Source organism: Streptomyces sp. NPDC044003 (assembly GCF_056435185.1).
This window is the reverse complement of record NZ_JBWKFA010000012.1, coordinates 16,488-28,659: the sequence shown is the minus strand read 5'-3', so window position 1 is coordinate 28,659 and position 12,172 is coordinate 16,488. Positions and strand designations below refer to the sequence as shown.

The 12,172-nt window shown below is 71.9% G+C and carries 8 protein-coding genes; 5 read left to right on the top strand and 3 right to left on the bottom strand.

The window, feature by feature from the left end:
• Positions 1 to 31: 31 nt before the first annotated feature.
• Positions 32 to 2,839: an AAA family ATPase gene (locus tag AC07AW_RS34235; protein ID WP_478819381.1), complete on the top strand. Its 2,808-nt coding sequence runs from the start codon at positions 32 to 34 to the stop codon at positions 2,837 to 2,839.
• Positions 2,840 to 2,941: 102 nt separating this feature from the next.
• On the opposite strand, the gene AC07AW_RS34230 is transcribed toward AC07AW_RS34235, so the two are convergent.
• Together AC07AW_RS34230 and AC07AW_RS34225 are read right to left on the bottom strand one after the other, a co-directional pair.
• Entirely contained in the window at positions 2,942 to 6,112 is a 3,171-nt protein-coding gene (locus AC07AW_RS34230) for a helix-turn-helix transcriptional regulator (RefSeq protein ID WP_478819380.1), read from the bottom strand.
• Between the two features lie 59 nt (positions 6,113 to 6,171).
• The gene (locus AC07AW_RS34225) at positions 6,172 to 6,621 is read right to left on the bottom strand and encodes a hypothetical protein (RefSeq protein ID WP_478819379.1); all 450 of its coding nucleotides are present in this window, start codon (positions 6,619 to 6,621) and stop codon (positions 6,172 to 6,174) included.
• 511 nt (positions 6,622 to 7,132) lie between these two features.
• Here AC07AW_RS34225 and AC07AW_RS34220 point away from each other — a divergent pair.
• From AC07AW_RS34220 to AC07AW_RS34205, 4 genes are all read left to right on the top strand, one after another.
• Positions 7,133 to 7,561, top strand: a complete 429-nt coding sequence (locus AC07AW_RS34220; protein WP_478819378.1) for an SRPBCC family protein — start codon at positions 7,133 to 7,135, stop codon at positions 7,559 to 7,561.
• Between the two features lie 837 nt (positions 7,562 to 8,398).
• Positions 8,399 to 8,533 (top strand): hypothetical protein, encoded by a 135-nt coding sequence (locus AC07AW_RS34215; protein ID WP_478819377.1) that lies wholly within the window; start codon positions 8,399 to 8,401, stop codon positions 8,531 to 8,533.
• Positions 8,534 to 9,258: 725 nt separating this feature from the next.
• Positions 9,259 to 9,729, top strand: a complete 471-nt coding sequence (locus AC07AW_RS34210) for an SsgA family sporulation/cell division regulator (protein WP_478819376.1) — start codon at positions 9,259 to 9,261, stop codon at positions 9,727 to 9,729.
• 174 nt (positions 9,730 to 9,903) lie between these two features.
• Positions 9,904 to 10,752: a Bax inhibitor-1/YccA family protein gene (locus AC07AW_RS34205; protein WP_478819375.1), complete on the top strand. Its 849-nt coding sequence runs from the start codon at positions 9,904 to 9,906 to the stop codon at positions 10,750 to 10,752.
• Between the two features lie 503 nt (positions 10,753 to 11,255).
• On the opposite strand, the gene AC07AW_RS34200 is transcribed toward AC07AW_RS34205, so the two are convergent.
• Positions 11,256 to 11,810 carry a hypothetical protein gene (locus tag AC07AW_RS34200; protein WP_478819374.1) on the bottom strand — a complete coding sequence of 185 codons (555 nt, stop codon included), beginning with the start codon at positions 11,808 to 11,810 and terminating at the stop codon, positions 11,256 to 11,258.
• Positions 11,811 to 12,172 lie beyond the last annotated feature (362 nt).

The window sequence follows — 12,172 nt, the reverse complement described above, 5'->3', positions numbered from 1 at the left end:
AGGGATCAGGAAACAGGGAACAGGGGGCACGATGAACGCGCAGACCGGGCCGTCCGCTCCTACCCCGGCCCGGGACGAACAGGCCACGCCTCCGCTCGACGCCTCCCTGCGCGGTGTACTGCCGGCGGATCCCGGCCTCCTCGGCCGCAGTCCCGAACTGCGTGCCCTGAAGGACTTCCTGGTCGAGGGGGCGGCCCACGGAGCGACCCGCGTGGTGTGCGGGGAGGCCGGTGCCGGCAAGTCGACATTGCTGGAAGCCACCGTGCGCGCGGCGACGGCCACCGGTATGCGCGTGCTGCGCTGTGCCGGCACCCGGGGCGCGACCCCGCCCGACCTGTCCGGCCTGCTCCAGATCGTCTGGCCGGTGCTGGCGGCCCCGCTCCGGTCACCGGCCGCCGCGCCGCTCGACGCCGTGGAGAAGGTGCTGGTCGACGGTGCCCCCGCGCCGGGCGGGCGGGCGTGGCTGTCCTTCGCCGTTCTCGACGTACTGGTGTCGGTCAGCCGCGCGGGGCAGCCCCTCCTGGTCGCCGTCGACGACTGGGACGCGCTGGACGAACCCAGCCGGGAGGTGCTGACGTTCGTCGCCAGGCGGACCGGCGGTCATCCGCTGGCCCTGCTGATCACGGCCCGTCCGCACCGCTTGCCCCCGGCCCCCCTGGCGGGCCTTCCCACGCTGCCGCTCGGCCCACTCCCCCCGGCCGAATCCGCCCTGCTGCTGGCGTCGCGGCGTCCCGGCCTGGACGCGCAGACCGTGCGCGAACTGCTGGCGACCGCGGCCGGCAATCCCTTGGCGCTGCTGGAACTCCCCCTCCCGTCCGAGGACTCGACGCCCGCCACGCCCGCCTCGTCCGACCGGCTGGCCGCCGCCCTGGCCCCCGGAGCCGCGCGACTGCCCCAGGAGACCCGGGACCTGCTGCTGGTGGCCGCGCTGCACCCTGCGGGAGACCTCCCGCTGCTCCTGTCGGCCGCGTCGCGGATCGGAGGCACCGCGCCGGACTTCACGGCTCTGGAGCCCGCGGAACACGCGGGTCTCGTGGCGGTCGACGACGGCATGCGGCTGCGCTTCAGCCACCCTGCGACGGCGGGCGCTGTCGTCCACGGGACCGACCCGTGGCGCTGCCGAGCCGCGCACTCGGCCCTGGCGGACGTCCTGGCCCCCGGCTCGGTGCCGATGCTGTGGCACCGGTCCCAGGCGGTGCAGGGGTACGACGCGGAGCTGGCCGGCCGTCTGGAAGCGGTGCACGGCCAGGCGCTGGAACAGTGCGAGCCACCGCTGGCCGTCCGACTGCTGCGACGGGCGGCCGAGCTGCATCCGGCGCCCGCGGACCGGGGTCGCTGTGCCCTGCGGGCCGCCCAGCTCGCAGAGGTCCTCGGGTTGGATTGCGTGGCACGGGCGATGGCGCACCGCGCGCTGCGCCAGCCGCTGGGCCCCCTGGGCACCCTGTGCGCCGAGGCCCTGACACGGACCGGGAAAGGCGACGGGCAGCCGTCGGCCGACCCGGCAACCTGGCCCGCTCCCAGCGGTGCCGCCGAGCAGGAGAACGCACTGGAGCTCGCCCGGATCTCGGAGGCCGCGGTCGCGGGCGACGACGAGCGCGCCGCGGCACTGCTGGCCTTCCTCGACGGGATGCCGGACCGCACGGACGACCCCAGGCTGCTGCACGCGATGGCCACGGTGGGCTCGGTCCGCCGGGCCGCGACCGTCCTCGCGGGCGTGTCGGCCGTCCGGCACCTGGCCGACATGCCCGTACGCGACCTCGAACGCCTCGGTGAGGCCGCGCTGCAGGCGGGGGACCCGCTGCGGGCGCTTGACCTGTTCCGGCAGGCGGAGCGTCGCCATCGCTTCCACGGCCTGGCCGGCGAGCTGCCCCGGGTGCTGCTGAGGCTGGGGCTCGCGCACCTGGCCAGGGGCGAATGGGGTCAGGGCGAGCACGCGTTCCGGCGGTGCGCGGAGCTCGCCGAGGGGGTGTACGGCCAGGACCACCATGATGCGGCCGCCCGTCTTCTGGAGGATCTCGTACGGGCTCTGCGTAGCGGTGGCACAGTCCGCCCGGGCGATCCCGGTGATCTGGCGGCGGCCAGGCGCTCGATGCGTTCGATCGACGCGGTTCTCGCGGTCGGCAGGGCCTGGGCCCTGGTGGAGTGCGGCAGGTCCGCGGCCGCGCTTACGGCGTTGTCGGCGCTCCTCACGGACCCACGCACCCGCGCGACCGCCCTGTTCGCGCTGGTGCCGTTCGCGGAGGCCGCCGAGGCCGAGAACGCCTCCGAGGAGGCGCTCGCGACGCTCGACCGGCTCGAAGCGGAGCTGGGCGCGCAGTGCCCGGCTGTGGTCGCCCTCCGGTTCGCGGTGGCCCGGGCCGTCCTCGCGGACGACCAGGACGCCCACGCACTGTTCGAGCGGGCCTTCACCGAGGACCTGTCCCGCCAGCCGTTCCTGGAGGCGCCACTCCGGCTGGCCCACGGCCGGTGGCTGCGGCGCCGGCGGCAGTTCGCCGACTCCCGTGCCACCCTGCGCCAGGCGGCGGCCGGCTACACCATGCTGGGTGCCGAGGCACGCGCTCCGCGGATCGTCGCGGAGCTGCGGGCCTCCGGGGAGCGAACCGAGGACGGTGCCCCGGGCGCGCCTCGGCAGGATGCGGCCCGCGCCCTGCTCTCCGCACGGGAACTGCGGATCGCCGAGCTCGCGGGTCGCGGCCTGTCCAACCGTGAGATCGGCGAACAGCTCGGTCTCGCGTCGCGGACCATCGGGGCGTACCTCTACCGCATCTTCCCCAGGCTGGGCGTGACAGGGCGGGCGCAGCTCGCCGAGGTGCTGAGGACCGTCATGCGCGCTGAGTGACCGTCATGAGCGCTGAGTGACCGTCATGAGCGCTGAGTGACCGTCACGCGCACTGAGGAAGCGTCACGCGCCCTGACGGAGGCGACCGGCCGGACCCTCCCGTCAGTCGGTGCCGATCCTCGCGGCGAGCTGTGCGCGGGAGGAGACGTCCAGTTTCGGGAAGATCTGGTAGAGGTGAGAGGCGACCGTACGGGGTGACAGGCGCAGCTGTTCCCCGATGGCCCTGTTGGTCAGGCCGCGGGCGGCCAGGCGCGCGATGGCGAGCTGCTGCGGTGTCAGCACGCGGGAGATGTCGTCCCCGGCGGAGTGCTCGTCCGCCGACCGGCCCGTCGCCCTCAGTTCGGAGGCCGACTGTTCCGCGCGGGACAGGGCTCCCAGGGACCGGAAGACCGACTCGGCCGTGGCCAGCGGAGTGCGGGACTCTGTGACGCGCCGACGGCGCCTGAGCCAGGCTCCGTAGGCGAACTGGGTCATGCCGTGCAGCAGCGGCCAGACCTCGGCCCCGGGCCCCAGCGCGCGGCGGTAGCGGGCCTCCGCCTCGTCGTCCGGTGCGAGGACCGCGTCGGCGTACGCCAGAATCCGTTCCGGCAATGGGGCGCACCCCGCCTCCGTCAGGGACGCGACGTGGTCGACGACGGTCCTGGCATCGGCCTGCTCCCCGGCAGGCAGTGCCGCCTCCGCCAGGAAGGCCAGTCCCCAGAACTGCTCGAAGGCGTACGGCGTCGTCGGGTCGGCGAACAGGGAGCGGAGCCGGGCGTACGCCTCGGCGTACCGGCCCGTCCCCGACGCAGAGACCGCACGAGCCAGGACGGCCAGGCTCAACTGCCGGTTCTGGCCGAGGCCCAGGGAGGACTCCTCGACCTCAGCGGCGTACTCCAGAGCCCTGTCGTGGTCGTCTCGCAGCGCCGCGACGATGCCCAGCATTCCGGTGGCCCGCGCCACCCAGTCGGGCTGCGCCGTCCGCTCGGCGATCCTCCGGCTCTCCTCGGCCAGCGACTGGGCCGTGTGCCACTCGGTACCGAGCCAGATCTGGCACATCGTCCTCGGTACGAGCGTCAGCGGCAGCTGTCCGTACCGGCCCGCGGCGCGGAACGCCGCCTCAACCTCTTCGAGGAGCGGCTCCGCCCGGTCGAACTCGGAGGTGAGGGTGGTCACCTGGGAGAGCAGGCTCCGCTCCTCGAGGTCGGACCGTCCGGGGACCGGGTGCGGAACCGTCAGGTGGGGCACCTTCAGAGGGTCGATCAGCGCCATCACGGTGAGATACCACGCGTCCCGGGGGCCGGCCCGCAGGTCCTCGACCGCCCGTACGACCAGGCGGCGTTCGCCGGGCCCGACCTGCTGCCACCGGCATCTGCGCGCCGCCGCGAGCAGCAGTTTCTGGGCGAGTGCGGAATCCTGCGCGGCGACCTCGCGTGCCGCCTCGCACAGTTCGGCGATCCGCTCCCGGCCGGCCGCGCTGCTGCCCGGCAGCAGATCGTGCACCCGCAACAGCAGGGCACGTCCGAACGCGCCCAGTTCGGTCGGGTCGACCCCTCGCACGTATCGCAGCGCCTGGTCCACCAGACCGTGGTCGCCGGCGAGTTCGGCAGCCTGCAGCAGCCGTGCGGCCCGGCGTTCCGGGTCCGGGGAGAGACGGGCCGCGCTTTCCAGAGCGGCAAGGGCCACGAGCACAGCGCTGCCCGAACGGGGGCCGGCCGCCAACGGCTCAAGCCGCCGCGCGAGTTCTTCGTCGGGACCCGCCGCACACTGGGCCGCGTGCCAGGCCGCGTGGGGGGAACTGGTGAGACTCCGCCCGAGCGCGGCGTGTGCGGCCATGCGCCGGGCCGCCGACTCGAGACGCAGTACGGCCGGACGTATCAGCGGCTCGGGGAAGCGGAGGCGGTGCTCTTCCTCGGAGGCTTCGGCGGACTCAGGGGCTGCGGTGGGCGCAGGGGCTGCGGCGGGCTCGGCGGTTCGGCTGGCTTCGGGAACTGTGGCGCGGTCGTCCGCGGCTCGGCCGGCTCCGGGAACTGTGGCGGGCTCGTCGCCACCTCGGCCGACTCCGGGACCCGTGGCGGGCTCGCCGGCGGCTTGGCGGGCTTCGGGACCTGTGGTGCGCTCGTCGGCGGCTCGGCGGGCTTCGGGACCTGTGGTGCGCTCGTCGGCGGCTCGGCGGGCTTCGGGACCTTTGGCGCGGTCGTCCGCAGCTCGGCCGACTCCGGAACCCGTGGCGGGCTCGTCGGCGCCGCCTCGGCCAGCTCCGGGACCCGCGGCGCTCTCAAGGGACTCAACGGCTCCAGTGAACTCAAGAGTCTCATCTGCTCCGACCGCTCCGGCGGCCTCCACGACCAGCCCGCGGGCCGCCGCCTCGGCCAGCCCGGCGCGGGCCGCGTCGGCGCTGCCGAGCAGCAGCGTGCTCACGCTCAGAATGTCCCGGGTCACCGGCGAGACGCTCAGCGCCGCAGTGAGCAGCACGGTGCGGGCGGGAGCCGACAGCGCCTCCCAGTCCTCCGCGTACGCCTCGGCCAGACGAGGCGTCGCGGGCAGCATGCCGAAGCCCGCCGCCTCCCCGAGATGGCCTCCGTCCAGGGATAGCTCGACGAGCGCTAGCGGGTTTCCTCGCGCCACGGTGAGAACAAGCTGTTCCTCGGCGTGTGCCGTGACCCGTCCGGTGCGTGCGACGAGAGCGCGGGCCTGGGGATCGGGCAGGCTCCCGAGCGTCACCGGCTGCGCGTGCGGACTCGGCCGGACGCCGGGTCTGGCGCGCTCGGCGACGATCAGCCCCACCTGTGTCCCGCCGCAGAGCCCGGCCAGGGCTCGCAGAGTGTCACCGCTCGCGGTATCCAGCCGGTCGAGGTCGTCCACGCACAACAGAACCGGCTGCGGCATCGCAGTCAGCAGGCGCAGCACCGCTGCGGCCAGCTCTACGGGTGCCGGCGTGGGCAGGCAGCCTCCGAACCCGGTTTCCAGTACGGCACGTTCGCGGTCCGGCAGGTCGCTGAGGCGGGGCAGGACGGGGCGCAGGAGGTGGTGCAGCGCGGCAAGCGGCAGACCCCGCTCGGCGGGTGCCCACACCGTCGACAGCACGCCTACGCCCTGCCGCGCGGCCTCTGTCGCGGCGAAGCGCAGGAGGGTGGACCTGCCCGTGCCGGGAGCGCCGCTCAGGTGGAGCGCGCGCCCCCCGTCGCGGGACAGGGCCTCCAGCATTGCGGCCACCAGGATCCGTTCCCGCTCACGGCCGACCAGGACGACGTCGTCCGGACCAACGCCGACCGAGCCGGTGTGCGCTCTCATTCCGTGCCCCCTGGTGCCGACTCGCGTCCCACGCGTGCGCCGACCATCGGCGCACCTGCTCATCTTCTCCCCCGCTCAGCCGTCCGTTCGCTCGTCCGGGATCCGGTGCTCATACCGGCGGCCTCGCAGAGGTCGCGGACACTGATGTCGGCTCCGAAGCGCAGGCGGCTGAAGACCCAGTCGATCGGGTGGCACTCCCGCGCATCGGACAGCTCCACGACGGGGGGCGCGGTCGTGGGGTGTCCTGCATCGGCGAGCCGCCAGGCTCCGCCGAGGTGGCGCGTCAGGATCTCGCCGACGTAGCAGCCGAAGGCGACGAGGGATTCCGCCATGTCCTCGCCGGTCACACCTTCGGCCCGAAAGCCGTCGACGATGTCCTCCACCAGATCGATGCTTTCGGGACTGTAGTCCAGCTCCGCACCGCTGATGTCGGCCGCGGCCGCGACGATGGCGGCGGCGCGTCGGGGCGCGTCACCGGGCTCCAGAGGGGGGTTCAGGTGCACCTGCATGTCGGTCCTCGGGCTGTTGCCGTCAATGGTGTCGAGGCTAACCGCACAACCCCGGCCCGGGCATGTCTCTGCACATGTCGATACGCAACCCGATCGCACACGGCCGGGGCGAAGGCCGCCCATGACATGTGTGTGCAGTCGATCGGCTGATGCTGCCGGGCGGCCACTCTGTCAGGTCCGGACGTTCCCGGAACCGGCTCGGGCCACGCTTCCGCTCCCTCCATGTTCAGCTCGCCGAAGTGGCCACCCCGACACGCCATTCCGCCGACACGGTGGCCGAGGACAACGGCCCGGCGGACGCCGATTCGCTCAGCGGCAACAGCCCATGAGCCTGCTGGGGGTGCCACCGAAGTCGAGGGTGAGCGCCTCACGGGAACACATGTCTCACCACCGGATCTCCCTGACAAGTGTCCGGGCAGCCTCGCGCGAGTCACCGCCTTGACAGGTGACGCACGCCCGTGTCAATCTCGCGTCACCGGTCAGAGCAGTTACTTCTCGTTAAGGAAACCCCATGGCAGTCGTACGGTTCCACCTCGTCTCCGCGCTCAGCCCGAAGGACGTACTGGGGGTGCTGACCGACTTCAGCCCCGCACGCGCCCAGGCCTGGCCCACGATCGACGCCGAGCACTTCGAGGTCCACGAGCTGGGTGACACCTGGGCCGAGGTCACCGAGGGCACCGCCGCCGCATGGGAGCGCGCGCGCTACGAGTGGGAGCCGGACGGCGACACGGTCACCATCACCACCCTCGACTCCAAGCTGTTCGGAGCCGGCGGCGGCTGGGTCTTCCGGATGACCCCCGAGGGCGACGGCACCCGAGTCGATGTCGAGCTGACGCGGGAACCGAGCACAGTCAAGGGCAAGATGCTCGCCGCACTGCTCCCCCTCGCCGCTCCCGCTTCCCTGCGCAAGTCCTTCGCGGGCCCCCTGCAGGCGAAGTGACGCGCTCCCGGCTCCTGATCCGCCGAGGAGGCGGGACGTAGAGCACCTCGACGGCCGGCATGGCTGGAGCGCACAGTCCGTTCGGCACGGCTCGCACCTCAAGGACGATGGAACCCGGAGTTCGCAGGGTGCGGGCGAACAGCAACGGCAGTTCCGTCCAGTACCGTTCGGCCGCCGGGTTGTAGAAGGCGGTGCCGGACTGGGTACAGCCGTGGCGCGCACCCCCGTAGACCTCGCACCGATGCCCGATCCCGGCGGCGGCGAGCGCCCGCCGCAGGCGCCGGACCCACTTCATCGGCTATCGAAGGGGCCACGTCGGCGTGCGCGAGGTAGAGCTCGGTCGGTGATCCGGTCGGCGAGCAGGTGCGGGGGTCAGGCGCCTCGCCGGTCAGCCGACCACCGTGGAAGCCCACCACGCGGCCACCCCGGCCCGGAAGCGTGCCGGCCGCGTGCAGCGAGCCGGGTCCCATGCAGTACCTGGTGACGCCCACAGCCCGATCCGCGACCAGCAGCGATTCGGCGCACCACGCGAGCCAGGCCCCCGACGTCACGCCCCGCGAGCTCGGGTGAGGGACTCGGGCAGCGGGACGACCTCCCCACAGTGTCGGGGCGGCCCTCCATGTCGATGAACTCAGGCTGCTCCACCACCGGCGTGCGCCCGTGCCGGTAGAAGATGTTCGGGACAAGAACGGCGTAGCCGGAGACCGCCGACCGGTCGGCTATCGCCTTGAGATGCGAGCGCACCCGTACCCGTACTGGACATGAGCACTCCTCCTCACACCCCGAGGACGAGACTGACGTGAACGACTTCCGCCCTTGACGCCGAAGCCGTCTGAGGTGCTCGGGCTGGGCCCGACCGCGAGCACCGCTGCCCAGCAGGCCGCCCTCAAACTGGTCACAGCCCACGAGGGCGCGATCACCAAGCTGAGCGACGACGTCTGGCACCACGCGGAGTTGTCGCTGCGCGAGTGACAGGCCGCCTCGCCGAAGGCGGCTACGACGCCCTCGCCCCTTCGTGGACTGACGCTCCTTCAACATCACGGTGCCGTTCTGGAACACCACCGGGCGTTGAGCCACCTTGAGGTCGACTTACCGACCCAGCTGACCCGCTTGCGCGCCCCCGGGGGCCCCGTAGAGCGACGGAACCGGCCACCGACACCGCCGGCATCAGCCTGCGGGCTCCGACCGCCGCACTGCCGTCCGCCGGCCGGCTTTCTCAAGACGACCGGGCAGAGCTGGCCACCAAAGGGCGTGACCCGGCCGATGGCCCCAGTGGTGGCGACCGAGCAGCTGGGCAGGCACCACAGGCCCCGCTCTCCCGCCCGCGACCTGATACCAGGGCTCGTCCCTCCGGCAGCTCCCCCGTATCCGTGGACGTGATCCCCAGGTCCACGGATGCGGGGGATTTCGCGGTGCCGGAGGTTTCCGCGTTCCGCCCCGCGCGTGCGGATCCCGTATCGGTGACGCCGGCCGAACCACAGGTGCTACAGGAGGGCCACTCGCAGGGGTGGCGCCCGGCAGCACCGGCAGCACATTGGCTTACGTCACACGCTCCGTGGCCCGTGCAGCGCATCGCAGCGCCGTCGAATGCCCGCCCCTCGCCCCCACCTCTGACCGTCAAGTGACCGATGTGCGGGTTCCGTCCCTGGCGAAGAGTGGAAGGCGCAGACTTCGTAGCACGGAGGGGAACTCCTGTCATGTATCATGATCAGTCGTCACTGCGGGCGCGTCCGCTACCCGAGCACGTGCCTTCGCTGCTCCTGGACATCGACCAGATGCTCGACGAATTCACTCGGCTGCCCATGCAGGCGGAGTTCCGGTTCGACCCGGACATGCCCGCGGTGATCACCGTCGAGTTCCTGGCGGAACGAGGGCCGAGTCTCAGCTGGCGTATCGGCCGCGAACTGCTGTACCGCGGCCTGACGGCGATGAGCGGTTGCGGCGATGTGCGGATGTGGCCGACGCTGCCCGGCGAACGGCCGTCGTCCTGGCTTCTCCTCGAATCGCAGGAGGTGGAGGCCCTGTTCGAACTGCCCACCACGCCGCTCGCGAAGTGGCTCGACTCCACCTACCGGGTCACGTCGGCCGAGGCGGAGATGGACGGCCTGAACTGGGACGGGTTCCTCCTGGAGCTGCTCGACAGTCCGGGGACGACACCGTCCGAATGAGTCTGGGCGGGCAGGGAGTTACGACTTGCCTCCCTCGGCGTCACCTGTCAGAGTGGTGACGCATAGGGTTACCGTTGCCGGATCGGTGCGCGGCGTCATCACACGTGTGCGACCGCTCCCGATGACAAACGCTGTGCGAGCAGGCCGCGCGTGCGGCGGACGAAGAGGAATGACGTGAAGAGCAGCAACCCGATCTTCTCCCGCTGGGGCGCCGCCCGGGACGCCGCCTCCACACGCCACCCGGTGGGCGCCACGGCCGCAGGCCGGCCCGGGAACGACTACCTGACCAACCCTTACGCCCCCGGCACCGGACCGGACACGGACGCGCGAGTCGTCCAGACCACGATGACGTTGGACGATGTCGTCGTCCGCACCGCGACGACGCTCGGCACCGTGGCCCTGACGGCCGTACTGTCCTGGCTCCTGCTGCCGGTGGACGAGGCGAACATCGGCCGTTCGTACGGCATCGCGTTGGGCGCCGCCGTCGTCGCCTTCGCCCTGTCGATGATCCAGGCCTTCAGGCGGACGCCGTCACCGGCGCTGATCCTCGGGTACGCGGCGTTCGAGGGTGTCTTCCTCGGTGTGATCTCCAGCGCGACCTCGACGTACATCGCACCGGGCGTGGTTGTTCAGGCGGTTCTCGGCACCTTCGCCGTGTCCGCCGGGGTGCTCGTCGCCTACCGGATGCGCTGGATCCGGGTCGACCGGAGGTTCGTCGGGTTCGTCGCCGCCGCGGCGGCGGGATTCCTGCTCCTCCTGGCCGCCGACCTCCTCTTCTCCGCCTTCGGCGCAGGGAACGGCCTCGGCTTCCACAGCGGCGGCCTCGGCATCGTCTTCGGCGGGATCGGGGTCCTGCTCGGCGCGTGCTTCCTCGCCCTGGACTTCAAGCAGGTGGAGGACGCCGTCGCCTACGGAGCACCCCGCGAGGAGGCGTGGCTGGCCGCCTTCGGTCTCACCGCAACGCTGGTGTGGATCTACCTGGAAGTGCTGCGGGTGCTGACCATCTTCAGCAGCGACAACTGAGTTCTCCGGCGTCGGAGGGGGCGTGCGCGGATGCGCATGCCCCCTCCGACGTGTGTCCTTCCGTGGACCCGCCGGACTGAACCCCGCACTCCCTGCTGCGACACCGAGCGGCTACCGCCCGGACGGGACTGCCAGCATCGCCCGCGACTTCTTCTGCGACCGCTGCGGCTTTGAAGGGCTCCTGCTCGTCGGGCGCCTTTGCGAACGCTGCACACTCGCCGACACGCTCGCCTGTCTCCTCGATGACGGCACTGGTCACGTCGCTGCTTCCCTGAAACCACTGGCCACCTCCCCGATGCGGCTGGACCGGCCCAAGAGCTGACCGATCTGGCTTCGCAACCCCAACCCCAACGTCGTCCGTTTCCTCCAAGTTCTGGCCACAGGCAAGATCCGCTCACCCACGATGGGCTGCGCCAGGAAGCGCCCAGGAGAACCGTCGCTCACTTGCGTGATCTGCTAATGGACAGCGGCGTCCTGCCACGCGTCGACCGGCAGCTCGTGCTCTACCAGCGCTGGCTGACCAAACGGCTCGCCGTCACCGAGGGCCCCGAACAGCGCGTCGGCCCCTTCAGCGCTTCGCCACTTGCCACCAGATGCGATGCCTGCGCAGCAAGGCGGAGAAGGGGCCTCCAGGACGCTCCCAGACCAACCAGACAAAACAGGAGATCGCCCAGGCCGGTGCCTTCCTCACCTGGCTCACCGACCGGGCCTGCACCATCGAACACGGTCAGCAGGCCGACCTCGACGCCTGGCACACCGAATAGCCGGCCACCCGGCGCCCGGCCCAGACGTTCCAGCGCTGGTGCATGCAGACGGTCCGGATGCCCCGCCTGACCCTGCCGTCCCGGGTCATCAACCAGGACCAAGCGCCTCTGCACTAGCACCACCGACTCGCCATTCTCCGGCGGGTCCTCAACAACGACTCCCGGCCCCTGCGGGCCCGGGCCGTCGCCGCGCTCGTTCTCCTCTACGCGCAGCCCGTCACTCCCCGCATCGTCCGCCTCACCGTCGACGACGTCACCGACGGCAATGGGTGGCGGGCGGGCGTGCGTCGCCACGTCCCTGTCCCGCATCAGGCCGCCAGCCGCCCCGCCCCGGCAATCAGTACGGCAAGCAGACGCTGACATTCCTCGGGGCAGCACGTGTACCGAGAGGACCCTCACGATGGCGCGGAACCACCACTCCCCCCATCGGACCACCACCCGCACCCGTCGCGGCCGTTTCCTGCACCTGAACGACGGGGCCGTTCAAGAGCTCGGCCACCGCCTCACGCGCGATGACCAGCCGCTCCGGACCGGCTTGCGCCTCACCGAGCTCGGTCAGGATCCGATCAGCGGAAACCCAACGATTCCGTTCGATAGGACAACGGGTTCTCAGAGGCCCCGTGTCGTTGAGGGTCGGGTGGTGATGCGGAGCCGGG

Excerpts from the sequence above, each read along its gene's own strand:
- AC07AW_RS34235 (WP_478819381.1), top strand. The coding sequence starts at position 32 with ATGAACGCGCAGACCGGGCCGTCCGCTCCTACCCCGGCCCGGGACGAA.
- AC07AW_RS34230 (WP_478819380.1), bottom strand. The coding sequence starts at position 6,112 with ATGAGAGCGCACACCGGCTCGGTCGGCGTTGGTCCGGACGACGTCGTC.
- AC07AW_RS34225 (WP_478819379.1), bottom strand. The coding sequence starts at position 6,621 with ATGCAGGTGCACCTGAACCCCCCTCTGGAGCCCGGTGACGCGCCCCGA.
- AC07AW_RS34220 (WP_478819378.1), top strand. The coding sequence starts at position 7,133 with ATGGCAGTCGTACGGTTCCACCTCGTCTCCGCGCTCAGCCCGAAGGAC.
- AC07AW_RS34210 (WP_478819376.1), top strand. The coding sequence starts at position 9,259 with ATGTATCATGATCAGTCGTCACTGCGGGCGCGTCCGCTACCCGAGCAC.